Raw genomic sequence first — 25,665 nt, 5'->3', positions numbered from 1 at the left:
TCTCCTTAACCCAGAACTGTCTGGGCGACGATGTTGCGTTGCACTTCGTTACTGCCGCCGTAAATGGTGGTCTTGCGCATGTTGAAGTAGTTGGCGGCCAGGGGCGCATTGGCCACCACACCGCCAGGGAAGTTGCCTTGCCAGCCGGCGTCCATGGCTTCGAAGATGAAGGGCAGGGCAAAGGGGCCTGCGGCCTGCATCATCAGCTCGGTGTAGCGTTGCTGAATTTCGCTGCCTTTGATCTTAAGGAGACCGGCAATGTCGAGCGAGTTCTTGCCAGACTTTTCGGCCGACAAAACGCGCAGCACCAGCATTTCTAGTGCGACGATGTCCACTTCGAGCTTGGCGATTTCGTCACGGAAACGCATGTCGTCGTACACGCCCTCGGCTTTGGCGATGCGCTTCAAGCGCTCGAGTTCGCGTTTGGCGCGGTTCACGTCGGCGATGTTGGTGCGCTCGTGGGCCAGCAGGTGCTTGGCGTAGTTCCAGCCTTTGTTTTCCTCGCCCACCAAGTTCTCGGCGGGCACTTCGACGTTGTCAAACCAGACTTCGTTGACTTCGCACTCGCCGTCCAGCAGCTTGATGGGGCGCACGGTGATGCCGGGCGACTTCATGTCGATCAACAGGAACGAGATGCCGGTTTGGGGCTTGCCCTCGGTGCTGGTGCGCACCAGGCAGAAGATCCACTCGCCGTATTGGCCGAGGGTGGTCCAGGTTTTCTGGCCGTTCACGATGTATTTGTCGCCCACGCGCTCAGCGCGGGTCTTCAGCGACGCGAGGTCAGAGCCGGAGCCCGGCTCGCTGTAGCCCTGGCTCCACCAGACTTCGCCGCTGGCGATGCCAGGCAAAAAGCGTTGTTGCTGCTCGGCATTGCCAAAAGCCATGATGACCGGGGCCACCATCACCGGGCCAAAAGGCACCACGCGGGGGGCACCGGCCAGGGCGCATTCTTCTTCAAACAAATGTTTTTGCACGGCGGTCCAGCCCGGGCCGCCAAACTGCGTGGGCCAACCCCATCCCAGCCAGCCTTTTTTGCCCAAAATCTTGGCCCAGCGCTGCATGTCCTCACGCGTCAGGCGCATGGCGGCGTGCACTTTTTGTGAAATGTCAGAGGGCAAGTTTGCCTTGACCCAGGTGCGGATCTCGTCGCGGAACGCGAGTTCGTCGGGGGTGAATGCCAAATCCATGGGGAAATCTCTCCGTTGGGGGTGGGTATTTTTGAGTGCAGTTCAAGCAAAATCAAACGACCGTGCTTTTTATCATGCGCCGGGTGTGCTGGCATGTCCTTGGTGCGACAAAAGTCTTGCCAAGGCGTGAGGGCAGGGATAATCGCCCACTTCATGAAAAACATCGTTATTTTGATTTCAGGTTCGGGCTCCAATATGGGGGCCATCTTGCATGCTGCCGAGCAGGAACGTTGGGCTGAACGCTTGAATGTGCGGGTGGCCGCAGTGATCAGCAACAAGGCCGATGCCCAAGGCCTGGCCTTGGCCCAATCGCAGGGCGTTGCCACAGCTGTGTTGGATCACAAGGCGTTTGCCAGTCGCGAGGCGTTTGATGCGGCCTTGATGGTTCAGATTGACCAGTTCTCGCCCAGTCTTGTGGTGTTGGCCGGTTTCATGCGCATCCTGACACCGGGTTTTGTGGCGCACTATGCCGGGCGCTTGCTCAATATCCATCCTTCTTTGCTGCCAGCTTTTCCCGGGCTCAACACACACCAGAGGGCCATCGATGCGGGTTGCAAGTTCGCCGGGGCCACGGTGCATCAGGTCACAGCCGATCTGGACCATGGCCCCATCTTGGCGCAAGCGGTGGTGCCGGTGCTGGCGGGTGACACGGCCGCCATGCTGGCGGCGCGGGTGCTCACGCAAGAGCATTTGATTTATCCGCGTGCCGTGGCTCAATTTCTGCGGACCCAGAACACGTAGCTTGGTGGCTTCAGCCCCGACATGGGGCTGTGCCGGGGCCTGCAATGTCGAAGCTGAAGCTGCCGACCTGCGAAGAGTCCGTGTTGCAGCTTGGTGGTTTCAGCGCCTACGTGGGCCAGCGCTGCACCCAACTGCATCAGACGTTCAATCCCCCACGCGCTTAAAACGCGGCTGCAATTGGCCATTGAACTCGGCCACTTCGGTAAACATGGCCGCTGGCCGCACCCACAGGCCTTGTTCGCCATAGAGTGCCTGGTACAGCGTCATCGGTTGCAAGTCTTCGCTGTGGCGCACGGTGCCCAACACGCGGTACTGCCCGCCTTTGTAATGACGGTAGAGGCCTTTGGGCGTTTCAATCAGGGGCGGCAAAGTTTCGGTCATGTGATTCCTGTGGGTTTTTGGGCAAAGGGCAGGAATGGGACAATACGCCCCTATGCATCCAAAAGCCCTTTTAGACGCCTGCGCCGATCTGGTCAGGCTGGTCCTCCAATTTGAACACCCCGCCGACGCTGTCGTGTCGCGCTATTTCCGGGAACACCGCTCTTTGGGCCCCCGCGAACGCGCCACTTTGGCCGAAACCGCTTTTGCGGTGCTGCGCAAAAAACTGCTGTTCGAGCAGCTGGCCCGTTCGGGCTCCGGACCCAAAGAGCGCAAGCTGGCGATTTTGGGTTTTTTTGGCCCGCGCGATTTTCTGGCCTCAGCGCTCAACGACACCGAGAAAAAATGGCTGGCCACCTGCGACGCCATTCCCGCTGACGCCTTGATGGCACCACACCGCCACAACCTGCCCGAGTGGATGGCGCAGGCCCTGCAAGCCCAATTGGGCGAGGATTTCTGGGCCTTGTCCGAGCATCTGCAGCAGCCCGGCACGCTGGACTTGCGCGTGAACATGCTGCAAGCCAAACGCAGCGACATCCAAAAAGAGCTGGCGCAAGCGGGTATGACTTCAGAGCCCACGCCTTACTCGCCTTGGGGCTTGCGCCTGCAAGGCAAACCCGCCTTGCAAAAAACCGATGCCTTCACCCGGGGCGCGATTGAAGTGCAGGACGAGGGCTCGCAGCTGCTGGCCTTGCTGGTGGATGCTCACCGGGGCGAGATGGTGGTCGACTTTTGCGCAGGCGCGGGCGGCAAAACGCTGGCGCTGGGTGCGTCCATGCGCAGCACGGGCCGTTTGTACGCCTTTGACGTGTCGGGTCACCGCCTGGATGCCCTCAAGCCCCGCATGGCCCGCAGCGGCCTGTCGAATGTGCACCCGGCGGCCATTGCCCACGAGCGCGATGAGCGCGTCAAGCGACTGTCCGGCAAGATCGACCGTGTGCTGGTCGATGCGCCTTGCTCGGGGCTGGGTACCTTGCGCCGCAACCCCGACTTGAAGTGGCGGCAAAAACCCCAAGCTGTGCAAGAGTTGACCGCAAAGCAACAAGCTATTCTGCAAAGCGCCTCGCGCTTGGTCAAGTCGGGCGGCCGTTTGGTGTATGCCACCTGCAGCGTGTTGCCCGAGGAAAACGAGCTGATTGCGCAGGCCTTCAGCGCTGCCAATCCGGATTTCATGCCCTTGAATGCGGCCCAGGAACTGGAGCGCCTCAAAGTGCCTGAAGCTGCCAGCTTGTGCACGCCTGAAGTGGTCGAACCGGGTCAGATTCAGGCTTCTGGGCTGTTTTTGCGACTGTGGCCACACAGACACGGTACGGACGGATTTTTTGCCGCAGCGTGGGTTAGAAAGTAATCTTTTTTTCGATAAATGTGATTGAGACAGTTGAAAACACTGTCTTTTTTGCGCCGAAAAACTTAAAATCGACAAATTGCCTGAAATCAGGCGTCATTAGAAAGACAAAGACATGTTGCTGCCTGATTGGGCTTTTTTGGATGCGTTGGTGCACTGGATGGGCCACGGCCTGTTTGATCTGTCCTGGTGGCAAATGGTGTTGATCACCTTGGGCCTGACCCACATCACCATTGCCAGCGTCACCATCTTCCTGCACCGTCACCAAGCGCACCGTGCTTTGGATCTGCATGCCATTCCCTCGCATTTTTTCCGTCTCTGGCTCTGGATGACCACCGGCCAGGTGACCAAGGAGTGGGCGGCCATTCACCGCAAGCACCACGCCAAGTGCGAGCAAGCCGAAGACCCCCACAGCCCCCATGTGCATGGCATCAAAACCGTGTTGTTCACGGGGGCTGAGCTGTACCGCAAGGAATCGAAAAACCTGGACACCCTCAAGCGCTACGGTCATGGCACGCCCGACGACTGGATTGAGCGCAACCTGTATTCCCGATTTTCCTGGCAAGGCGTGGCCCTGATGTTGATCATCGACGTGGCTTTGTTCGGCTTTATTGGCTTGACAGTCTGGGCTGTGCAAATGGCCTGGATTCCCATCACGGCGGCTGGCATCATCAACGGGGCCGCCCACTACTGGGGTTATCGCAACTTTGAGGCGCACGACGCCAGCACCAACATCTCGCCCTGGGGCATCCTGATTGGTGGCGAAGAGTTGCACAACAACCACCACACTTACCCCACATCGGCCAAGCTGTCGGTCAAGCCTTACGAATTCGACATCGGCTGGCTGTATATCCGGGTGCTTGAAACCTTGGGTCTGGCGACCGTCAAAAAGACACCTCCACGTCTGGCTTATGGCGACATCCGTCCTGTGGCCGACGAGAAGACCCTGGAAGCCTTGATCGCCAACCGCTATGAGGTGATGGCGGGTTATGCCCGTCATGTGCGCGCCGTGATGCAGGAAGAAGCCGGCAAACTCAAGCTTGACGCCCATGTGTTGCAGACCGCCAAACGTTGGTTGCACCGCGACGCGGCGAAGGTGCCGGCTGATGCGCAAGTTCAGCTCACGCAGGCCCGTGCGGCCAGCCCGGTGCTCGACAAAATGCTGCAAATGCGCGAAGAGCTCAGCCAGATTTGGCTAAACACCTCACACTCGCGTGAGCAGTTGGCAGCTGACCTGCAAGCCTGGTGCCGCCGCGCTGAAGAAAGCGGCATTGCTGCTTTGCGTGACTTCTCTGAAAAGCTGCGCGCCGTGCGCCAGACCGCCTGAGATATTTGCCAAGTTCATTCAGCAGCAGGGCCTTCGGGCCCTGTTTGCTTTCGGGGAGGGTTTCCGGCTTGCGGCTCCCGTAGGTCGGTACTCGAAGAGTCCGACGTTGTTGGCAAGGGTACATGTCACCATGGTCGTGGATGGTAGGCAAGCATTGGGCGGGGTCTTCGACCGCCTGCCTCCAAGCACCCCCTGTTTCGGACATAAAAAAACCCGCTGTGTGAACAGCGGGTTTTTTGTTGCAAGGCTCAGGCCGAATCACTTCAGCTTGATTTCCTTGTATTCAACGTGCTTGCGAGCTTTGGGGTCGAACTTCATGATCGACATTTTCTCGGGCATTGTTTTCTTGTTTTTGCTGGTCGTGTAGAAGTGACCAGTGCCAGCTGTGGATTCCAGCTTGATTTTTTCGCGTCCGCCTTTGGTTGCCATGGTAGATGACTCCTAATGTTCTGGGTTTAGGCTTGACCGCGTGCGCGCAGGTCTGCGAGCACGGCATCGATGCCGTTTTTATCGATCAGGCGCAGAGCGGCGCTGGAGACGCGCAGACGCACCCAACGGTTTTCTGTTTCAACCCAGAAACGACGGTATTGCAGGTTCGGCAGGAACCGGCGCTTGGTTTTGTTGTTGGCGTGGGAAACGTTGTTTCCCGTCATTGGGCCTTTGCCCGTTACGTCGCAAACGCGTGCCATGTGGACACTCCGATACTTTTTAAACAGCCGGTGCCGATGGGTCTCGTGCAGATTTGCACGGGGCCTGGCGCTCCAGCCTCACCTCGCCAAGATGGGTGGCGGTATCCCAGATCGCTGGCTCCGTGATCCCGAATGACAATCCGGGCAGTTCCAGCAAAGCCTCGGATTATAGCCAGAAATCAGCCTTGGTTCTGTTCCAGGAAGCGTTGGGCATCCAATGCTGCCATGCAGCCTGTGCCCGCGCTGGTGATGGCCTGGCGGTAAACGTGGTCTTGCACGTCACCCGCGGCGAACACGCCGGGCACCGAGGTCTGGGTGGCAAAGCCCTTCAAGCCGCTTTGGGTCACGATGTAGCCGTTTTCCAGCGTCAGCTGGCCCTGGAAGATGTCGGTGTTGGGCGAGTGGCCAATCGCGATGAAGCAGCCCTTGAGTTCGACATCGTGCAAGCTGCCGTCCGCCGTGCTTTTCAGGCGCACGCCGGTTACGCCTGTGGCGTCGCCCAGCACTTCTTCCAGAGTCTGGAAGGTTTTGAGCTCGATCTTGCCTGCGGCGACCTTGTCCATCATTTTGTCCACCAAGATCGGTTCGGCCTTGAATTTGTCGCGGCGGTGAATCAAATAGACCTTGCTGGCGATGTTGGACAAGTACAGGGCTTCTTCAACGGCGGTGTTGCCACCACCCACCACGCAGCAGACCTGGTCGCGGTAGAAGAAGCCGTCGCAGGTGGCGCAGCCGCTCACGCCGCGGCCCATGAAGGCGGTTTCGGACGGCAGGCCCAGGTATTTGGCCGAAGCGCCGGTGGCGATGATCAGGCTGTCGCAGGTGTAGGTGCCGCTGTCGCCGATCAGGGTGAAGGGGCGTTGCTCAAGTTTGACGGTGTGGATGTGGTCAAACACGATCTGGGTGTTGAAGCGCTCGGCATGCTCCTGAAAGCGTTGCATCAGGTCCGGGCCTTGCACGCCGTGCACGTCAGCGGGCCAGTTGTCCACTTCGGTGGTGGTCATGAGCTGGCCGCCTTGCGCCATGCCGGTGATCAACAGGGGTTTGAGGTTGGCGCGGGCGGCGTAAACGGCGGCGGTGTAACCGGCGGGGCCGGAGCCGAGAATCAGGACTTGGGCGTGTTGGGTGGGTGTGGACATGGGGTGGAATTATTTGAACGGACAGAAGAAAGACCGGCAGGCTGCGGGTCATAGGGTGGTGCCATTGTAAGAAACTGCCAATAGCAGGGAGCAGTTGGGTCTTTGGTGTGGGGCAGGGCGCAAGGCTGGACTGAAGACTGATCGGGTAAGCTTGCGCCTGATTTATGACTTATTCCTTGCATACCTTGACAAACCCGACGGACCGCGCCGCACAAGCCAGTGGGCCCAAGATGTTCTGGGCGCGTTTTGCCCAGGAAATTGCGCTGCTGTTCGGTGGTGCCTTGCTGCTTTTGTGTCTGCTGGCTTTGTGGAGTTACCACCCGGCCGATCCGGCCTGGTCCACATCGGGGGCGGGTCAGGGCGTGCGCAACTGGATCGGGCGTGCGGGTGCCTTTGGTGCCGATCTGGCGTATTTCCTGATGGGCTATTCCGTGTGGTGGTGTCTGGCAGCTGCAACTCGGGCCTGGCTGGTGGGGCTGGCTGCGTGGATGCGCGGTGCCTCTGCCGAAGATGTGCCGCCCTCGAAGCCTGTGTGGCTTCGCAGCAGCTTTGTTTTCTGGATGGGTTTGCTGCTCTTGCTGTCGGCCAGTGCCGGCATGGAGTGGTCCCGTTTGTATCGCCTTGAAAGCCAGCTGCCGGGTCACAGTGGGGGCGTGTTGGGCTATCTGGTGGGTTCGGTGGGGGTGCGCTGGTTGGGCTTTACAGGCGCTGCTTTGGTGAGCATTGCTGCCATGGTGGTCGGCGTTGCCATGGTGTTTCGCTTTTCCTGGGGCAAGCTGGCCGAAGGCATTGGTGCACGTATCGACGCCCTGATCCAGGCGCGCCACGAAAAACGGGAAATTCAGGAGGATTTGGCGCTGGGTCAGCAGGCATTGCGTGAGCGTGAACAAGCTGTGCCCCCACAGGCCATCGAGCCTCGGTGGGATATGGAAGATGTGCCGCAGGGACAAACTTCCAACGCCAAGTTCATGCCTCAAAGCGCAGACACAGACACACACACTGCTGCTTCAAACGGGGGGCTTTTGTCTACTCCTGCATTGGCACCTGTCATCGCGCACACGCCCCTTGCACCCCGGGTGATTGAGCCGCCTGTGATGGAGGTTCCTCGCAGCGATCGGGTGGTCAAGGAGCGTCAGAAACCCTTGTTTTCTGAATTGCCTGACAGCAAGCTGCCGCAGGTCGATTTGCTGGATGCGCTCACATCCAAGCAGGAAACCGTGTCGCACGAGACGCTGGAGATGACCAGCCGACTGATTGAGAAAAAACTCTCGGACTTCGGTGTCAAGGTGCGGGTAGTGGCGGCTGCGCCCGGGCCGGTGATCACGCGCTATGAGATTGAGCCAGACATTGGCGTGAAGGGCTCACAGGTCGTGAACCTGGCCAAAGACCTGGCTCGTTCGCTCAGTCTGGTGTCGATTCGGGTGATCGAGACGATTCCAGGCAAGAACTTCATGGCACTGGAGTTGCCAAACGCCAAGCGCCAGTCGATCAAGCTCAGCGAAATCCTGGGCTCGCAGGTCTATAACGAAGCCAAATCCATGCTGACCATGGGCTTGGGCAAGGACATCATTGGCAATCCGGTGGTGGCCGATCTGGCCAAGATGCCGCATGTGTTGGTGGCCGGTACCACCGGTTCGGGCAAGTCGGTGGGTATCAACGCCATGATTTTGTCGCTGCTCTACAAAGCCGAAGCGCGCGATGTGCGCTTGTTGATGATCGACCCCAAGATGCTGGAGATGTCTGTCTACGAAGGCATCCCTCACCTGCTGGCCCCGGTGGTCACGGACATGCGCCAAGCCGCGCACGGCTTGAACTGGTGCGTGGCCGAGATGGAAAAACGCTACAAGCTCATGAGCAAGATGGGCGTGCGCAATTTGGCGGGCTACAACGTCAAGATCGACGAAGCCACGGCCCGCGAAGAGTTCATTTACAACCCCTTCAGCCTGACGCCGGACGATCCCGAGCCGCTCAAGCGCCTGCCGCACATCGTGGTGGTCATCGACGAGCTGGCCGACCTGATGATGGTGGTGGGCAAGAAGATTGAAGAGCTGATCGCCCGACTGGCGCAAAAGGCCCGCGCTGCCGGTATCCATTTGATTTTGGCGACGCAACGCCCCAGCGTGGACGTGATCACGGGCCTGATCAAGGCCAACATCCCGACTCGCATTGCGTTTTCTGTGGGCTCCAAAATCGACAGTCGAACCATCCTGGACCAAATGGGCGCTGAGGCGCTTTTGGGCATGGGTGACATGCTGTACATGGCCAGTGGCACGGGCTTCCCGATTCGGGTGCACGGCGCCTTTGTCAGCGACGAAGAAGTCCACCGCGTGGTGAGCTACCTGAAAACACAGGGTGAGCCCGATTACATTGAGGGCGTGCTGGAAGGTGGTACGGTGGACGAGGATGGCGGCATGTTGGGCGAGGGGGACAATGGCGAGAAAGACCCGATGTACGACCAGGCCGTGGAAGTCGTGCTGAAAAACCGCAAGGCCAGCATTTCGCTGGTGCAGCGCCACCTCAAGATCGGCTACAACCGCGCAGCCCGTCTGGTGGAAGACATGGAAAAAGCAGGACTGGTCAGTGCCATGAGTGGCAGTGGTCAGCGTGAAATTTTGGTGCCTGCGCGCACCGAGTGAGTCTTATGAACATTTTTCGTCGTGATTGGATCGGTGTCTGTTGTCTGGGCGTGGCCATGCTGGCCAGCCCTTGGGTGCATGCCGATGGCCTGGAAGCCCTGTCGCAATTCATGAAGCAGGCCCGCAGTGGCCAGGCGCAGTTCACGCAGGTGGTCACATCCCCTGCCAAAACCGGTCAGCCCCCACGTGTCAAAACCTCCAGCGGCAACTTCGAGTTTCAGCGGCCTGGCAAATTTCGCTTTGATTACCGCAAGCCCTTTGTGCAAACGCTGGTGGCCGACGGCCAGACCTTGTGGTTGCACGATCTGGACCTGAATCAGGTGACGGCGCGCCCTCAAGCCCAGGTGCTGGGGGCCACGCCTGCGGCCTTGCTCACGGCGGCCTCTGATCTGGATGCCCTCAAAGCCGATTTCCAGTTCAAGTCCGAGCCCGACAAGGACGGTTTGCAGTGGGTGCGTGCCACGCCCAAAAAACCAGAAGGCCAAATCCAGTCGGTGCTGGTGGGCTTGCGCAGCACCGAGAAAGGGGTGGCCTTGTCGGTACTGGATGTGCAAGACAGCCTGGGTCAGCGTTCGGTGCTGACCTTTTCAGCCTTTGAACTCAACCCGACTTTGGCGGCCCAGACCTTTGTCTTTCGGGCACCCGCCGGTGTGGATGTGATCCGTCCCTGAATTCCCTTTGGACCCCATGACTGCAGCACCCTCCCATGCGCCACTGGCTGAGCGCTTGCGTCCCCGTCGCCTGGGGGAGGTGATCGGTCAGCAACATTTGCTGGGCGATGGCATGGCGCTGCGCCTGGCCTTCGAGTCGGGCCAGCCGCACAGCTGCATCCTGTGGGGGCCACCCGGTGTGGGCAAAACCACCATTGCCCGTTTGATGGCCGATGCCTTTGATGCCCAGTTCCTGAGCATCAGCGCGGTGCTGGGGGGCGTCAAGGACATCCGCGAAGCGGTGGAAAAAGCCGAATTGGCCCGAACCGGGCTGCACCCGCAGCGCACCATCATGTTTGTCGATGAGGTGCACCGCTTCAACAAAAGCCAGCAAGACGCGTTTTTGCCGCATGTGGAAAGCGGGCTGTTCACCTTCATTGGTGCCACCACCGAAAACCCTTCGTTTGAGGTGAATTCGGCCTTGCTCTCGCGCGCGGCAGTTTATGTTTTGCAGCCGCTCAATGAAGACGATCTGAGCCACATCGTGCTGCGCGCGCAGGCCATACAGGCTGTGCCGCCCATTGAGCCCCAGGCACTGAGCCGTTTGCTGGCCTATGCCGATGGCGATGCCCGCCGCTTGCTCAACACGTTGGAAACCTTGTCCATGGCGGCCAAGCAGCAAGGCGTTGACCCTGTGACTGACGAGTGGTTGCTGCGCGTGCTGGGCGAACGCATGCGCCGCTATGACAAGGGTGGCGAGCAGTTTTACGACACCATCAGCGCTTTGCACAAATCCGTGCGTGGTTCGGACCCTGACGCCGCACTGTATTGGTTCGTGCGCATGCTCGATGGCGGTGCCGATCCGCGTTACATGGCGCGCCGATTGATCCGCATGGCCAGCGAAGACGTGGGCCTGGCCGATCCCCGGGCCTTGCGCATGGCGCTCGATGCATCCGAGGTGTACGAGCGCCTGGGCAGCCCGGAAGGCGAGTTGACGCTGGCACAGTGCGTGATTTATCTGGCCATGGCACCCAAGTCGAACGCCGCCTACAAGGCCTACAACGAAGCCCGCGCCTTTGTCAAAAAAGACGGCACACGCCCCGCGCCGATGCACTTGCGCAACGCGCCCACGAAGCTGATGAAAGACCTCGATTACGGCAAAGGCTACCGCTACGCCCACGACGAGGAAGATGGCTTTGCAGCGGGTGAGCGGTACCTGCCCGATGGCATGGCCGATCCGGGCTTTTACAGGCCCGTGCGCCGGGGTCTGGAGATCAAAATCGCTGACAAACTGGAAGAACTGCGAAAGAAGAATTTGGCTGCAGGGTAAGTCCGTAGTGAATTGAATACCGACCCCATGTTTTCTTTCACTACAATCCCGCCACCCCGCCAGGCCTTGCATCGATCTGGCGGGGTTTTTGCTAGTTGTCAGGGCTCACCCAAAAGGTGATTCTTGATTTCAGAACAACAACCGAAGCGTGATCTGCTAAGCGCAGGTCAATACACGGAGAAATGAAATATGGACGTCTTCCTGCAACAGGTCATCAATGGCCTGGTCATGGGCAGCATGTACGCCTTGGTGGCCCTGGGCTACACCATGGTGTACGGCATCATCAACCTGATCAATTTTGCGCACGGTGAAGTGCTGATGGTGGGCGCTTTGACGAGCTGGTCCGCCATCGGCATGATGCAGAGTGCCATGCCGGGCACCCCAGGCTGGATCATTTTGATCTTGGCCACCCTGATTGCCTGCGTGGTGGCTGTCGTGCTGAACTTCACGATTGAAAAAGTCGCCTATCGCCCGCTGCGCAACAGCCCCAAATTGGCCCCCCTGATCACGGCCATTGGCATGAGCATCTTGTTGCAGACCGTGGCCATGATCATCTGGAAGCCCAACTACAAAGCTTATCCCACCTTGCTGTCCAGCACACCGATCAATCTCGGTGGCGCGGTCATCACGCCCACGCAAATCATGATTTTGGGCGTGACGGCGGTGTCTTTGGCGGTCCTGATGTGGCTGGTCAACTACACCCGTTTAGGGCGCGCCATGCGTGCCACGGCTGAAAACCCCCGTGTGGCCGGTTTGATGGGCGTCAAGCCCGACATGGTGATTTCGGCCACCTTTGTGATCGGGGCGATTTTGGCGGCCATTGCAGGTGTGATGTACGCCTCCAACTACGGCACGGCGCAGCACGCCATGGGCTTTTTGCCCGGACTCAAAGCCTTCACGGCTGCCGTTTTTGGCGGCATCGGCAACTTGTCGGGCGCTGTGGTGGGCGGCATCTTGCTGGGCCTGATTGAGGCCATCGGCTCGGGCTACATTGGCCAGCTGACAGGCGGCGTTTTGGGCAGCCACTACACCGATATCTTTGCGTTCATTGTGTTGATCTTTGTGCTGACCCTGCGCCCTTCGGGCCTGATGGGTGAACGCGTGGCCGACCGGGCTTGATGGAAGGGACCACTGTCATGAAAATCAACAAAACACTTCAATACATCCTGATTGGCGTGGCGCTCATCGTGCTGCCCCTGATCCTTCAGGGCTTCGGTAACGCCTGGGTGCGCATTGCCGACATGGCCTTGCTTTACATCTTGTTGGCCGTTGGCCTGAACATCGTGGTGGGTTATGCCGGTTTGCTCGATTTGGGCTATGTGGCTTTCTTCGCAGTGGGGGCCTACATGTATGGCCTGCTGTCGTCGCCCCACCTGTTCAACACCTTCGCGTGGATCGCTGCGGCCTTTCCGGAGGGCATGCACATGCCCATCTGGCTGATCGTGCCCGTAGGAGCGGCTTTGGCGGGCATTTTTGGCATGCTGCTGGGGGCGCCCACGCTCAAGTTGCGAGGGGACTACCTGGCCATCGTCACTTTGGGTTTTGGCGAAATCATCCGCGTGTTCATGAACAACTTGGACCACCCCGTCAACATCACCAACGGCCCCAAAGGCCTGGATCAAATTGACCCGATTTCTGTTTTTGGCATCAACCTGGGCAAGAAACTGATGATTGGGGACTTTGAAATTTCCTCGGTGTCGCTCTATTACTACCTGTTCCTGAGCCTGGTGCTGCTGGCCATTTTGATCTCGCACCGTCTGGAGTTTTCGCGCATTGGTCGCGCCTGGATGGCCATTCGTGAAGACGAAATCGCGGCCAAGGCCATGGGCCTGAACACCCGCAACCTGAAGTTGTTGGCATTTGGCATGGGTGCCACCTTTGGCGGCGTGTCGGGGGCCATGTTTGCAGGCTTTCAGGGCTTCATCTCGCCCGAGTCCTTCAGCCTGATGGAGTCAGTGATGATTGTGGCCATGGTGGTATTGGGGGGGCTGGGTTATTTGCCGGGCGTGATTTTGGGCGCGATTTTGTTGTCGGCATTGCCCGAAGTGTTGCGCTACGTGGCCGGTCCTTTGCAAGAGATGACGGGTGGTCGTTTGGATGCCTCCATCATGCGGCAGTTGCTGGTGGCGCTGGCCATGATCGTGATCATGTTGATGCGTCCTCGCGGGCTGTGGCCTTCGCCTGAGCATGGCAAATCGCTCACGACGAAATGAAGGAGCAGACCATGAATCCAACAGCGAACAAAGACACCGTCCTCAATGTCTCGGGCATTTCCAAGCGCTTCGGTGGCCTGCAAGCCCTGACTGATGTGGGCATCACCATCCAGCGCGGCCAGGTCTATGGCCTGATCGGCCCCAACGGCGCGGGCAAGACCACGTTCTTCAACGTGATCACGGGCCTGTACACCCCTGACAGCGGCACATTCGAGCTGGCGGGCATGCCCTACCAGCCCACAGCCGTGCACGAAGTGGCCAAGGCGGGCATTGCCCGCACATTCCAGAACATCCGCTTGTTTGCCGAGATGACCGCCCTCGAAAACGTGATGGTGGGCCGCCATGTCCGCACCCATTCGGGCTTGCTGGGTGCCATCTTCCGCACACCCGGCTTCAAAGCCGAGGAGGCCGCCATTGCTGGGCGGGCGCAAGAGTTGCTCGACTATGTGGGCATTGGCAAATACGCCGACTTCAAGGCTCGCACCTTGTCCTATGGCGACCAGCGTCGCCTGGAAATCGCCCGCGCTTTGGCCACTGACCCCCAACTGATTGCCCTGGATGAACCCGCTGCGGGCATGAACGCCACCGAAAAGGTGCAACTGCGCGAGTTGATTGACCAGATCCGCAAGGACAACCGCACCATTTTGCTGATCGAACACGACGTGAAGCTGGTCATGGGCCTGTGTGACCGTGTGACGGTGCTCGACTATGGCAAGCAGATTGCCGAAGGCACGCCTGCCGATGTGCAGAAGAATGAAAAAGTGATTGAGGCCTATCTGGGCACGGGAGGGCACTGAGATGGCCAATGTTCTTTTGAAAGTCAAAGACCTGCAAGTCGGCTACGGCGGCATTCAGGCGGTCAAGGGCGTGAGCCTGGAGGTGCGCGAGGGCGAGCTGGTCTCGCTGATCGGCTCCAACGGTGCGGGCAAAACCACCACCATGAAAGCCATCACTGGCACCTTGCCATTGCAAGTGGGCGACATCGAGTACCTGGGCAAGAGCATCAAGGGCCAAGGCCCCTGGGATCTGGTCAAACAAGGTCTGGCCATGGTGCCCGAAGGCCGTGGCGTGTTCACCCGCATGACCATCACCGAAAACCTGCAAATGGGCGCTTACATCCGCTCAGACACAAAAGGCATTGCAGACGACATCGAGAAGATGTTCACCATCTTCCCGCGTTTGCGCGAGCGCAAGGACCAGCTGGCGGGCACCATGTCCGGCGGCGAGCAGCAAATGCTGGCCATGGGCCGCGCCCTGATGAGCCGTCCCAAGGTCTTGCTGCTGGATGAACCCTCCATGGGCCTGTCGCCCATCATGGTCGACAAGATCTTTGAGGTGGTGCGCGATGTGTATGCTCAAGGCGTCACGGTGCTGCTGGTGGAACAAAACGCCAGCCGTGCACTGGCCATTGCCGACCGTGGTTATGTGATGGACTCCGGTCTCATCACCATGACCGGTGTGGGCAAAGACATGCTCGAAGACCCCAAAGTCAGGGCAGCCTACCTGGGCGAGTGATCGCTTCAAGCGCTGAGATGCCAAAGGGCCGGTTCACCGGCCCTTTGGCTTTGTGGGGGTGTAACTGTGACTCATGCAGTGCGGGTTCGCAGGTGTCTGTCGGGGTCTTCGACCACCGACCTACGGCAGCGCGGTCCCCGTAGGTCGGCAGCTTCAGCTCCGACGTTTTTCCGCTTCGGCACAGGCCCATGTCGGGGTCTTCGACCGCCGACCTACCCATGCAGCCCCGTAGGTCGGCACTCGAAGAGTCCGACGTTGTCAGCCGCCCGACATCAAGCCGTCATGTACTCGCCGGGCTCCCCGCCTTGGATGATGCGCAGCTTGCGTGAACCTGCAAAGATGTCGCGGGGCTTGAGCCCATAAGTCTGGCGGATCGAGTGGCTGAAGTGGGTCGAGTCGGGGTAGCCGATATCCAGCGCCACGTAGACCAGATTGCTGTCGCTGTTCACATGGTGCAGCAAGCTGCGGGCACGCTTCCAGGTGCGAAAACTGCGAAAGGGTGCGCCCACCTCTTGCTTGAACAGGTGCAAAAAACGCGAGAAGGACAATTTGGCTTCTTCGGCGCAGGCTTGTGCCGCTGCCTGTGTGGAGGGGTCGGTTTTGATGCGCTCAAGCACCCCTGCGATGCGGGCATCGATCTGGCGTGTGGGCAGTGGCTGGTCAAAAAACAGCGGGTCAAAGTCTTCGGGCCTCAGGTCATGATCACGCCCTGTGGCCACGAGCTGAGCATGGGCGCTGCGCACGCGGGCTGCAAACTCTGGGGCATGCACGGCACCACAGGCGCGCAGCAACTCGGGCAACCGGGACATGTCCAAGGTTTCGGGCTCGATCAGGATGTCCAGGGCATGCCGACCATCGGAGGCAATTTCATAAGGCACATAGGGTTGCACCACCGCCACATCGGTGGTATGCCATTCGCCCCCGGCCAGGCGGATGCGCAAAGGCGCCTCCACCGACACATACACCACGATGGCGCCTGCAGTGTGCATGGCGGGCGCCCCCAGCAGGCCCGCATAAAAAACGCGGTCCGACGTGATCCACATCAGCCGCTCGGCGCTGCTGCAGCGGCGCGGCGAAACGGGCTGAGGGGTGCTCAACAGCAAAGTCATGAATGTCTCCTGAACCGGGGGATTGTCGCCACATGCGTCCATGTGTTTTTGAGGGGGATCGTGTTCTTATGCACGCTGACTTTGACCCGTGTTTGATTATAGAAATGTGGCAAGCGCTCATGATGTCAGACGCGTCGACCGAGCGGCTGAACGCATGTGTCTTCGCGGTCAACAGCGGCATTGCGCGTGTCAGGCCAGCATCGTGCCTCGGCACTTTTTCGCACCACAACGGCACGCATATTGCGCCTTGAGTGCCGCTGTCATGGGTTCGTCGCTGACCAAGCCATAGTCAAACGTCAGCTCTTCACCCCGAAACACGGGTCTGCGCGTTTGGATGAAAATGCGCCCCTTCACGACATCGGGCACGCAATTGGGACGGCATGAATGGTTGATCCATTTGGAAGCGTTGCCGCCATGCAAAGCGTCGATCACCCGGCCATCGTCAAGTTGGAAATAAAAGGTGTGCTGGGGGTCTTTCGGGTCGTGTGGATGGCGGGCAATGGCTTCAGCCATCGTGATGATTTCACCCACGTATTCGATCACCGTTTCGCCTGCAGCCATGTGGCGCGCAGCAAAAACGCCTTTGCCATGCACTTCGGAAGACTGTACCCAGATCGCATCCATGATTTGCTCAAGACTCAAAACCATCCTCGACTGAAAAGGTCTGACTGTAATGGGTTCTTGTGCAATGCCACAGCCATGACTTCAAAGCTTGGGGAGTGGGAGGCATCCATTGGGCACAGACACCACAGGTGATCCATGCATGATGAATAATCCTCAAAGCACATCCAGGCAAGGCCTCCCTTTACGTATTCCAACTTCAACCCGGCATGAAACCCGCATTCAAAGGCAACAAACAGCACCTGCCCAGCAAGCCCTGCGCGGTGTGCGGACGCGACATGACTTGGCGCAAAGCCTGGGCTAAAAATTGGGAACAAGTTCTGTACTGTTCACAAGCGTGCAGAAAAAAAAAGCCGATTCCTCCTGCATCTTGCGTGGCCAATGAGCAGCACCAACGAGACCCGCATGCAAACCAGCCTTCGTCGGCTTGTTTTGGTTTTGGGTGATCAACTCGACCACGGTGCATCGGCATTGAGTGATTTTGACCCGGCGCAAGACGCCATATGGATGGCAGAGGTGGATGAAGAGTCGACCCACATCGTGTCTTCCAAACAACGCACCAGCGTTTTTTTGAGTGCCATGCGGCACTTTGCCGCCACGCTGCAAGCGTGTGGATGGCCCTTGCTGTATAGCCGACTGGAGGCACCGAACAACACAGGCACATTGAGCGGCGAACTGGATCAAGCCATTCGTCAACATCAGCCCCAAAAATTGGTGATGACAGCCCCTGGCGACTGGCGCGTGTTGCAAAGCTTGCGCTCGGTGGCCCACGCGCATTCACTGGAACTGGACATACGGGATGACACGCATTTTTTCAGCACCGTGCGTGAATTTGCCGAGCATGCCCGTGGGCGCAAGCAACTGCGCCAAGAATACTTTTACAGAGAACTGCGCAAGAAAACCGGCATCTTGATGAAAGACGGTCAACCGGTCGGCGGCCAATGGAACTTTGACGCTGACAACCGGGCCAGCTTTGGCAAAAGCGGGCCAGGCCTGCTGCCCCCGCCGAGTCGCTTTGAGCCCGATGCCATCACTCAGGAAGTTCTGGCCTTGGTGCAGCAACGGTTTTCTCACCATCCGGGCAGCTTGCAAAGTTTTGCATGGCCCGTGACACGCGAGCAAGCGCTGTCGGCATTGGCAGATTTCATCGCGCACCGGCTGCCCAGCTTTGGCCTGTACCAAGACGCCATGTGGGAAGGTGAAGTCTGGCTGTACCACTCACACCTGTCTTGCGCCTTGAATTTGAAACTGCTCAACCCCCGGGAAGTGCTGGCAGCGGCACTGCAGGCGTATGAACAAGGCCATGCCCCGCTGCCAGCGGTGGAGGGATTTGTGCGCCAGATCCTGGGCTGGCGTGAATATGTGCGCGGCATCTACTGGACGCACATGCCGCACTACGCCGAGCGCAACGACCTGCAGGCCCAGGCACCGCTGCCCCACTTTTACTGGACGGGTGACACCGAGATGGCCTGCCTGCGCGATGCCATATCGCAATCCCTGACGCAGGGTTACGCCCACCACATTCAGCGCCTCATGGTGACTGGCCTTTACGCCTTGCTGCTGGGCGTCAAACCCCAAGAAGTCCACCAGTGGTACTTGGGGATTTATGTGGACGCAGTGGAATGGGTTGAACTGCCCAACACCCTGGGCATGAGCCAATTTGCAGACGGTGGCCTCATGGCCAGCAAACCCTATATTGCCAGCGGCAAATACATCGACCGCATGAGCAACCATTGCAAAGGCTGCCGATTCAACCCTGCGCAAGCCACTGGAGAAGCGGCCTGTCCGTTCACCACGCTCTACTGGGATTACCTGATGCGGCACGCCGACATGCTTGCTCAAAACCCCCGCATGCTGATGCAGCTGAAAAACATGAACCGCCTGATTCCCGAGACGCGCCAGGCCATTGCCGCCCAAGCCCAGCAGCACCGAACCGCGATGCATTGGGGAGCAGGCCATCCGGCCACCTGAACAGGGTCCCCCTGCACAAGCGGAGGGACTGGAGATCCAGCTGCATGGATCTTGCAGGAGAAGCCGTTTCGCAGCAGTCCGTATCAATATTAAGCACCTGTTGATATTTTTGTAATCTTTGCTACAATTCCAACGTCTTAACAAATCTTAAATTTCATCACTTCATTGTGCGTAATGCTGAATCAAAACACGCTGCTCGACTTGATACCCGAGTCTATTTACGCCAAGTGGGCGCCAGAATTGGAATACACCCATTTGACTTTGGGCAAAGTTCTGGCTGAACCCGGCAGCATCGTCAGTCACATCTATTTCCCGACATCCGCCGTCATTTCCTGGGTCCATATTCTGGAAAACGGGGCCTCCACAGAAATTGCCATGATCGGGTGTGAGGGCTTGGTGGGTTTTTATTTGCTATCGGGTGCCTCACAAGCACCCAACCGGGCAGTCGTACAAATTGCAGGCCAAGCCATCCGAATCCGTTTCAGCACTGTGTTGCAAACTCTTCAAGAAGGCCCCGCACTTCAAAGAATTTTGCTGCGCTTTAACCAGGCACTGGTCACCCAAATGGCACAAATGGCCGTGTGCAACAGACACCACACGCTGGATCAAAAGCTGTGTCGTCTTCTTTTGCTGACATTGGACAGACAGGCAGGAAACACCCTCCAACTGACGCACGAAATGATCAGCAACATGCTGGGCGTGCGGCGAGAGGGGGTGTCCAATGCAGCGTCGCGCTTGATGAAAGCAGGCGTCATCAACTACACGCGCGGCCGCATCACCGTGCTCGATCACAGTGAATTGCAAAAGCGCTCCTGCGAATGCTATGGCGTGGTCAAGAAAGCCTATGAAAGAATGAAGGCATTGTCCAAATAATGCGCAGCTGACAGACTCCAATCAATCAGATGGACACCATCTGATTGCGAATGGCATAACGCGTCAAATCGGCCACTTTGTGCAAGCCGACCTTGCGCATGATGTTGCGGCGGTGTACTTCCACGGTGCTCGGTGCAATTTGCAGATTGCGTGCAATCTCCTTGGAGGAGTAGCCATCCGCAATCAATCGAAGAACCTGCTCTTCACGACCACCCAACTGCCTTCGAACATTGATGTCTCCGGAGCGTGCTTTGCGAACACTGTCCATCATGTCCGAAGCTGCAGACTGACACAAATAAAGACGCCCAGCAGCAGCTGCACGTATGGCTGTCATCAACTCGTCAATGCTGCTCGTCGTCGACACATAGCCTTTGGCACCCGCATCCAGAATCTCGATGATGGCGTTGCGATCTGTGGGACTGCAAAAGGCCACCGTGTTGATGGGTGGGTGCCTGAGCGCCATCTGCTGCATCAGTGTCAGGTCATGCGCATCATTGGAGTGCATGCCGAAAAGCACAACGTCCGGATCGACTTCATCGCACAAGGCAAGGGTACCGGAATCACCGTCTGCCATACCCACAAGGTCCATGTCGTGGTGAGTCCGCAATAAAGCGGCTATGCCTTCAGAAACCGCCTTGTGTTTGGAAGAAAGCAAAACGCGAATGGGCATCGAAACTCCTTGAAGCGAGCGGTAAAAAAACTGTTTTCTAGGTGCTCTGAGCACAGCATGCAACTGTCTTAAAAAGACGGCTTAGCTCTACGTCACGGAGAAAGTGTAATCAGCATTACCCTAATTGAATGTGCGACGTAGCACATATGGACTGTATTTTTAAATTGCTTACATCTCTTCAATAATGAGCGCCGTCACCGCATCGTGCGCACGCAGTCGCGAACGATGTCCCTGCATTTTTTCGTCAGCACAAAGCTGCTCTTTCAATGGGAAAAATCCAGTGCCATGCGGTTGAACGCGGCAGTCCACTTCATACCAAGCCTTGCTCTTGCATGTATCGCTGCAAAGACATGCGTCCAGGGCAATTGAGTTTTTGATAAATGTGATGCAGATGCAACTTGGCCGTGCCTTCGCTGATGAACAATTTGGTAGCAATTTTTTTATTCGGCCAGCCTTCCGTCACCATCCGTGCCACCATCATCTCGCGGGGCGTGAGCAGCTGAGACGCATGGGAATTTTTCTTTTGTTGCTCCAGCAAAAGAGACATGGTTTTGACCGTTAAATCCCGATCCAGCCATTTGCCACCTTCGTGGACCGACTTGATACAACGGGTCAGAACCTGACTGGACTTTTCCTTCGACACCAGGCCCGGAATGTCCAGGTCGATGGCTCGCATCACCTCGCCCAACGGAGCGCCCGTGAACACAATGGGTCGGGTCTTCAGCTTATGGGCTTTGATTTCCTCCAACAAGGCCAAACCGCTGCGCTGGGTCAAAGACAAATCCATGACCAGAATATCTGGTGAATGCTGGCGCAAGGCATGTAAAGCATCGTCGCCATTCTTGACACAAGATTTGACTGAAAAATCGGGGGACTGACCAAACACATGAGACAAGCCGTCCAGCATGACTGGATAGGGGTCGGCCAGTACGATATCTATACACATGGGCGCTATCCTTATCAATGAAAAATCCAACAACCACATCCGTGTCTTGAAAAAGATGACGACTGTCGAATCTCGTTAAAAGAATAAATTCAAACTCTTGGACAGAACATCCTCGGAACTGGTGAAGATCCCTACCTGAAAACCAGTAAAACCACTGAATACCGGTACTTGAAAAGATCTCAAATGAAGGGGGTCTGCAAGCGACGCTTCGCCCACCCAATTTTTGCGGACGTTCTAATGGTGGCAGCTGTCACAGGCTCGCCCTGGGCGTCCTTCAAGGTGAACACCATACGCCCTTCATCGCGCATCAGGGCAAAGCGGTGTGCTTTTGCATAGGCGCTCAGTTCCAGATAACTGTGACCTTCTTGCGCTTTGGAGGCACTGCCGATGCGCTGACTTTGCGCCATCAACAGACTGGCCACGGCAGCCAGGCGAGTACATGGCCCTTGCCTTCAGGGTGTGGGCGCAGCGATGCACAAACCTGATAGGCATTGCGACCTTGTATTTTCAAGATCAAAAAAAACGAACACATACGGTCGGTTTGATGCAAAGCCTTCACCTGAGACTGCAGTTGAAGAACACTTTCATTCGTCAAACAGACATCCATTCTTTGCCCCATCAATCGCTTGCAGCCAGTGGTATCCACGCCCAGGTCATGCAATGCGGTTTCATTCATGTCCACCAATCTGCCTTGGGCATCGATCAACAACTGGGCACAAGGGGATGCATCGTAGAGTTGTCGCTGACGCGCTAGCATCGACTCCAGTTGAAGCAGCGACTGACTCAATTCTTCGGTTTGCAAATCCAGCTCAACCTGATGAACCTGGAGTTCGTGCAAGAGCGCCAATGCATCGGCCGCCGTGTCTGCGTTGGCTGCCAAATCAAACAACACGCGCAAGGCCTGCGTGGCGTCAATCCAAGTGCCCGAGGCATTCCCTTTTAAATGGGCCTGGGCACGTGCACGCAATGCAGTGGAAGATGAAGCGAGTTTTTTCATGGCAATGGCACCTGGTTGAGGGTACTGGCTTGGGTTTGACGCAATTGCAACTCAAGGGCTTTTGACTGTGTGATGTCGACAAATGTCAACACAGCACCCTGGATCGTGTTTGACAAGGTTCGATAAGGCATGATCCGAATCGTGAACCATCGCCCGTCGGTTGAGGCAATCGACTTGGTACAAGGCGTCAGTGTCCTCAAGGTTTCCATCAAGTCGAGCTTCAGATCGGGGTAGTCCAGTGTGTTGGCCAAATCGCTCAATGGCCGTCCCACATCACCTTCCCGAAAATGGAAGATGGCCTCAGCCTGCTCGGTGTAGCGCCTGACATTCAGATCATTGTCCAAAAACAGCGTGGCAATGTCTGTGCTGTTGAGCAGGTTTTGCATGTCGCTTTGAGCCAATGCCAACTCATCAAGTCGACTTTGCAACTCTCCGTTGAGGGTTTGCAACTCTTCATTCATCGACTGGCCTTCTTCTTTGGAAGTGGTGAGTTCCTCATTGGCCGATTGCAACTCTTCATTCATGGATTGCAAGGATTCATTGGATGCTTGCAAGGTTTCCTTGAACGTTTTCATCTCATGGCGCAAGGTCAATATTTCTTCGCGCGCATTGTGCAGCTCTTGCACAAGCGAGTCATCCGGTGAGGGCATGGCCTGCACGCCACTGCTGCCCACAGGCATGTCCATCTCTTTAAATATCACCAACGCCATACCCGCCAAATTTTGCGGCTCTTTCATGGGATGCACCGTCAATAAAACACTGCAAGGCATTTCGTCATCCAGGTGATGGACCTGCACAGACACAGCTTGTTGGGCGCGAAGGGCTTGACGAAGAACGATGGCCAAAGAGGCTCGCAAACAAGGAATGGCCATCACATGCACATTCCAGTTGGCCTTGCCTGCAGCAGGCTCCAAGTATCGGCCTGTGCGTCCATGGATGTACAAAATATCCCCCGCTTCATTGACCAGCACCGCGGCGGGTGTGAAGATTTGAAGCAAGAGTTTCTCCACCAGCGTTTGCAAGTTGGGGGGACTGGGACTGGGTACGGTCATCTGTTGTAAGGGCATAGGCGTGAGCATTTGGCGTTGAACGGGAAAGTCAACCGAACCCGGCGACAAAGGCAAATCATTGCGCCGAAAAATGCGTGATTTGGATACCAAAGGTGTGAACAGTGCTTGCGATCGACCCACCGTCTCTGCGCCACCCAAAATCAGCACCCCCCCCGATCGCAGGCTGTAGTGAAACAGTGGCAACAGTCGATGCTGCAAGGCAGCGTTGAAATAAATCAAAACATTGCGACACGAGAGCACATCCAACTGCGTGAACGGAGGATCAAGAACCACGTCATGTCTTGCAAAAAGCACCATGCCGCGTATGTCCGGACGTATCGAAAACCCACCCAAGTGAGGGGTAAAAAACCGTTCCAGACGCTTTTTGTCCAGGCCCTGCACGGCCTTGGCGCAGTACCAGGCTTTGCGGGCGACCGCAATGGCATGCGTGTTCAAGTCGGTGGCAAATATTTGTATGCGCAAGCCCTGCAGACTGGGTTGACTGTCTTTCAACTCTTGAAACACCATGGCCAAGGTGTAGGCCTCTTCACCGCTTGAGCAACCCACAATCCAGGCTCTTAAAGTTCCCTCATGCGCAGGCGAGCGAATCAGATCTGGCAACACCTGATTTTTCAAATCAGACCAGACCTCAGGGTCTCTGAAAAATGAGGTCACACCAATCAGCATTTCCGCGAATAGAAAATCAAGCTCTTGTGTATTGCCCCGCAAAAAATCAATGTAGCCCTCCATGGTGGTCAGGCCATGTGCCGACATGCGCCGCTTGATGCGGCGCATCAAAGTGCTGCTCTTGTAAAGCGACAAATCGCTCTTGCTGTGTTGATGCAGTAAATTCAAGATGACGGCCAATGCCTGACCCTGTGACGATTCAGATATTCCTGTGGCACTGCTTTGCTCCTGCACCATCTGAATGATCCGTTCAGGCATGTCTTCCGGGGCTGCCACCACTTGCACGCACCCTGCATCGATGGCACTTTGTGGCATGGATGTGAAACCTGCTGTTTCGGGTTGCTGAGCAAAGGTCAGACCGCCTTGCGCATGAATGGCTTGAAGGCCTGCGACGCCATCTTGCCCCATACCGGACAACACCACCCCAATCGCAAAATGCCCTTGTTCTTGCGCCAAGGTCTTGAAAAAAACATCAATCGGATAATGCATCGCTTGCACAGATGTGGACGCCCGAAAATGCAAGCAACCTTGAGCCAATTTCAGCTCCCCCCCTGAGGGCATGACATACACCGCATTGGCTTGCACCACCGTCAACTCTTGCACATCGTGCACAGAAAGACGGGTTACCCGGGACAACAAATGAGACAAGGAAGTTTTGTGGTCCGGCCCCATGTGCTGCAGCACCACGTACGCCAATCCCGAGTTCAAGGGCACACGGGAAAAGAAGGCCTTCAAGGCTTGTAAACCACCGGCAGAGGTTCCCAAGCCCACCAGACGCATCATCCCCCGGGACGCATCAAGCGCCCCCTTGATGGACTGAGCGGTCGTTGGCGCATCGGACTTCATGGCACCCAATCGGAAGGTAACAACCTTTCATATTCTTTTTTGATCGCCTTGTAACACTCACAGCTGACACGCTCCAAAGCGCTGCGGTCAGGCACCGCAATGTGCCCGCGGGCATATTGAATCCATTTGCTGCGTTGCCATCGAACCGCGACCTGGCTGACGCGTTCTCTGCGCACCCCGAGGATCTGGGCCATCACCTCTTGTGTCATGTTCAGTTCAGTCGACTGCACACAGTCCAGACTCAAGAGCAACAATCGACTCATGGCTTGCTCAACAGAATGGTACTGATTACACAAGGACGTCTGAGCCATTTGAGAAATGAGTGCTTGTGTGTAACGCAACATCAATGACATCACTGCAGTCGAATTTTCAAACTCATGCCGAAGGGCCTGAGCTCCCATGCGAAAAGCAGGTCCTGATGACAAAACGACTGCATCGCTGGTGCTCGATCCTCCGCCCAAAAAACTGACGATCCCCACCATTCCCTCTCGCCCGACCAAAGCCAATTCAGACATCAAGCCACTTTGGCTGACGCCATGAAGCGCCACAATGGAGCCCATTGGAAAGTAGACATGATTCAAGGACTGACCCGATGCATAAAGTGATTGGCCTTGCTGCAAATCAACGTATTTCAACAAGGAAAGCCATCTGGACTTATCCGACTCTGGTAACAACGCCAACAATTGATTTTCCAAGTGCTCCTCAATGCATGCGAATGGACTGCACAATTTTGACAATGGCGCAGT

At 57.1% G+C, this 25,665-nt stretch carries 26 protein-coding genes; 13 read left to right on the top strand and 13 right to left on the bottom strand.

Annotated elements, in window-relative coordinates; all coding sequences use genetic code 11:
• Positions 1 to 5: 5 nt before the first annotated feature.
• Positions 6 to 1,187, bottom strand: coding sequence for an acyl-CoA dehydrogenase family protein (locus H663_RS29160; protein ID WP_053170341.1), 1,182 nt, complete (start codon positions 1,185 to 1,187; stop codon positions 6 to 8).
• Between the two features lie 153 nt (positions 1,188 to 1,340).
• Here H663_RS29160 and purN point away from each other — a divergent pair, with 153 nt between their 5' ends.
• Positions 1,341 to 1,928, top strand: coding sequence for a phosphoribosylglycinamide formyltransferase (purN, locus tag H663_RS29155; protein ID WP_053170339.1), 588 nt, complete (start codon positions 1,341 to 1,343; stop codon positions 1,926 to 1,928).
• Positions 1,929 to 2,072: 144 nt separating this feature from the next.
• Here the strand turns inward: purN and H663_RS29150 are convergent, their stop codons facing one another.
• Positions 2,073 to 2,309 carry a DUF1653 domain-containing protein gene (locus H663_RS29150; protein ID WP_053170337.1) on the bottom strand — a complete coding sequence of 79 codons (237 nt, stop codon included), beginning with the start codon at positions 2,307 to 2,309 and terminating at the stop codon, positions 2,073 to 2,075.
• A gap of 52 nt (positions 2,310 to 2,361) precedes the next feature.
• On the opposite strand from H663_RS29150, the gene H663_RS29145 reads away from it, so the two are divergent.
• Positions 2,362 to 3,654, top strand: coding sequence for an RsmB/NOP family class I SAM-dependent RNA methyltransferase (locus H663_RS29145; RefSeq protein WP_053170335.1), 1,293 nt, complete (start codon positions 2,362 to 2,364; stop codon positions 3,652 to 3,654).
• 112 nt (positions 3,655 to 3,766) lie between these two features.
• Positions 3,767 to 4,978 carry a DesA family fatty acid desaturase gene (locus tag H663_RS29140; RefSeq protein WP_053170333.1) on the top strand — a complete coding sequence of 404 codons (1,212 nt, stop codon included), beginning with the start codon at positions 3,767 to 3,769 and terminating at the stop codon, positions 4,976 to 4,978.
• 258 nt (positions 4,979 to 5,236) lie between these two features.
• On the opposite strand, the gene rpmG is transcribed toward H663_RS29140, so the two are convergent.
• The 3 genes from rpmG to trxB all read right to left on the bottom strand — a co-directional run bounded on the left by rpmG (position 5,237) and on the right by trxB (position 6,806).
• A complete protein-coding gene (gene rpmG / locus H663_RS29135) occupies positions 5,237 to 5,407 on the bottom strand; it encodes a 50S ribosomal protein L33 (protein ID WP_006298735.1) in 171 nt (56 codons plus the stop codon).
• Between the two features lie 26 nt (positions 5,408 to 5,433).
• Positions 5,434 to 5,667, bottom strand: coding sequence for a 50S ribosomal protein L28 (gene rpmB / locus H663_RS29130; RefSeq protein WP_026039317.1), 234 nt, complete (start codon positions 5,665 to 5,667; stop codon positions 5,434 to 5,436).
• A gap of 179 nt (positions 5,668 to 5,846) precedes the next feature.
• Positions 5,847 to 6,806, bottom strand: coding sequence for a thioredoxin-disulfide reductase (trxB, locus tag H663_RS29125; RefSeq protein WP_053170331.1), 960 nt, complete (start codon positions 6,804 to 6,806; stop codon positions 5,847 to 5,849).
• 164 nt (positions 6,807 to 6,970) lie between these two features.
• On the opposite strand from trxB, the gene H663_RS29120 reads away from it, so the two are divergent.
• The 7 genes from H663_RS29120 (at position 6,971) to H663_RS29090 (ending at position 15,150) form a co-directional block, all read left to right on the top strand.
• Positions 6,971 to 9,442, top strand: a complete 2,472-nt coding sequence (locus tag H663_RS29120; protein ID WP_053170330.1) for a DNA translocase FtsK — start codon at positions 6,971 to 6,973, stop codon at positions 9,440 to 9,442.
• 56 nt (positions 9,443 to 9,498) lie between these two features.
• Positions 9,499 to 10,113, top strand: a complete 615-nt coding sequence (gene lolA, locus H663_RS29115) for an outer membrane lipoprotein periplasmic chaperone LolA (RefSeq protein ID WP_240620472.1) — start codon at positions 9,499 to 9,501, stop codon at positions 10,111 to 10,113.
• Positions 10,114 to 10,129: 16 nt separating this feature from the next.
• Positions 10,130 to 11,422 (top strand): replication-associated recombination protein A, encoded by a 1,293-nt coding sequence (locus H663_RS29110; protein ID WP_053170325.1) that lies wholly within the window; start codon positions 10,130 to 10,132, stop codon positions 11,420 to 11,422.
• Positions 11,423 to 11,611: 189 nt separating this feature from the next.
• Positions 11,612 to 12,541 (top strand): branched-chain amino acid ABC transporter permease, encoded by a 930-nt coding sequence (locus tag H663_RS29105; protein ID WP_053170323.1) that lies wholly within the window; start codon positions 11,612 to 11,614, stop codon positions 12,539 to 12,541.
• Between the two features lie 17 nt (positions 12,542 to 12,558).
• Positions 12,559 to 13,635, top strand: coding sequence for an ABC transporter permease subunit (locus H663_RS29100; RefSeq protein ID WP_053170321.1), 1,077 nt, complete (start codon positions 12,559 to 12,561; stop codon positions 13,633 to 13,635).
• Positions 13,632 to 14,432: an ABC transporter ATP-binding protein gene (locus tag H663_RS29095; protein ID WP_053170319.1), complete on the top strand. Its 801-nt coding sequence runs from the start codon at positions 13,632 to 13,634 to the stop codon at positions 14,430 to 14,432. The genes H663_RS29100 and H663_RS29095 overlap by 4 nt, the downstream gene beginning before the upstream one ends.
• 1 nt (position 14,433) lies before the next feature.
• A complete protein-coding gene (locus tag H663_RS29090; protein ID WP_053170317.1) occupies positions 14,434 to 15,150 on the top strand; it encodes an ABC transporter ATP-binding protein in 717 nt (238 codons plus the stop codon).
• 272 nt (positions 15,151 to 15,422) lie between these two features.
• On the opposite strand, the gene H663_RS29085 is transcribed toward H663_RS29090, so the two are convergent.
• Both H663_RS29085 and H663_RS29080 read right to left on the bottom strand, forming a co-directional pair.
• On the bottom strand, positions 15,423 to 16,259 hold the full coding sequence (locus H663_RS29085) for a helix-turn-helix domain-containing protein (protein ID WP_240620467.1): 837 nt from the start codon (positions 16,257 to 16,259) through the stop codon (positions 15,423 to 15,425).
• Positions 16,260 to 16,448: 189 nt separating this feature from the next.
• Positions 16,449 to 16,883, bottom strand: coding sequence for an SET domain-containing protein (locus H663_RS29080; RefSeq protein ID WP_240620466.1), 435 nt, complete (start codon positions 16,881 to 16,883; stop codon positions 16,449 to 16,451).
• Positions 16,884 to 17,089: 206 nt separating this feature from the next.
• Between H663_RS29080 and H663_RS29075 the strand changes: the two genes are divergently transcribed.
• The 3 genes from H663_RS29075 (at position 17,090) to H663_RS29065 (ending at position 19,724) form a co-directional block, all read left to right on the top strand.
• Positions 17,090 to 17,326 (top strand): DUF2256 domain-containing protein, encoded by a 237-nt coding sequence (locus H663_RS29075; RefSeq protein ID WP_083451134.1) that lies wholly within the window; start codon positions 17,090 to 17,092, stop codon positions 17,324 to 17,326.
• Positions 17,286 to 18,851 carry a cryptochrome/photolyase family protein gene (locus H663_RS29070; protein ID WP_205872707.1) on the top strand — a complete coding sequence of 522 codons (1,566 nt, stop codon included), beginning with the start codon at positions 17,286 to 17,288 and terminating at the stop codon, positions 18,849 to 18,851. Before H663_RS29075 ends, H663_RS29070 begins: the two co-directional genes overlap by 41 nt.
• A gap of 174 nt (positions 18,852 to 19,025) precedes the next feature.
• A complete protein-coding gene (locus H663_RS29065) occupies positions 19,026 to 19,724 on the top strand; it encodes a Crp/Fnr family transcriptional regulator (RefSeq protein ID WP_053171862.1) in 699 nt (232 codons plus the stop codon).
• A gap of 25 nt (positions 19,725 to 19,749) precedes the next feature.
• Here the strand turns inward: H663_RS29065 and H663_RS29060 are convergent, their stop codons facing one another.
• The 6 genes from H663_RS29060 to H663_RS29035 form a co-directional block, all read right to left on the bottom strand.
• Positions 19,750 to 20,394, bottom strand: coding sequence for a LuxR C-terminal-related transcriptional regulator (locus H663_RS29060; protein WP_053171859.1), 645 nt, complete (start codon positions 20,392 to 20,394; stop codon positions 19,750 to 19,752).
• 310 nt (positions 20,395 to 20,704) lie between these two features.
• Positions 20,705 to 21,379, bottom strand: a complete 675-nt coding sequence (locus H663_RS29055; protein WP_240620464.1) for a response regulator transcription factor — start codon at positions 21,377 to 21,379, stop codon at positions 20,705 to 20,707.
• A 140-nt stretch (positions 21,380 to 21,519) separates the two neighbouring features.
• Positions 21,520 to 21,762 carry a hypothetical protein gene (locus H663_RS29050; protein WP_053171856.1) on the bottom strand — a complete coding sequence of 81 codons (243 nt, stop codon included), beginning with the start codon at positions 21,760 to 21,762 and terminating at the stop codon, positions 21,520 to 21,522.
• Positions 21,747 to 22,232 (bottom strand): PAS domain-containing protein, encoded by a 486-nt coding sequence (locus tag H663_RS29045; RefSeq protein WP_165803885.1) that lies wholly within the window; start codon positions 22,230 to 22,232, stop codon positions 21,747 to 21,749. The genes H663_RS29050 and H663_RS29045 overlap by 16 nt, the downstream gene beginning before the upstream one ends.
• Positions 22,233 to 22,333: 101 nt before the next feature.
• The gene (locus H663_RS29040) at positions 22,334 to 24,919 is read right to left on the bottom strand and encodes a chemotaxis protein CheB (RefSeq protein ID WP_083451132.1); all 2,586 of its coding nucleotides are present in this window, start codon (positions 24,917 to 24,919) and stop codon (positions 22,334 to 22,336) included.
• Positions 24,916 to 25,614 carry a Crp/Fnr family transcriptional regulator gene (locus H663_RS29035; RefSeq protein WP_240620463.1) on the bottom strand — a complete coding sequence of 233 codons (699 nt, stop codon included), beginning with the start codon at positions 25,612 to 25,614 and terminating at the stop codon, positions 24,916 to 24,918. Before H663_RS29035 ends, H663_RS29040 begins: the two co-directional genes overlap by 4 nt.
• Between the last annotated feature and the right edge of the window lie 51 nt (positions 25,615 to 25,665).

Origin of the sequence: Limnohabitans planktonicus II-D5 (assembly GCF_001270065.2) — a bacterium.
Lineage (GTDB): Bacteria > Pseudomonadota > Gammaproteobacteria > Burkholderiales > Burkholderiaceae_C > Limnohabitans_A > Limnohabitans_A planktonicus.
This window is presented reverse-complemented; position numbering and strand designations above follow the sequence as displayed.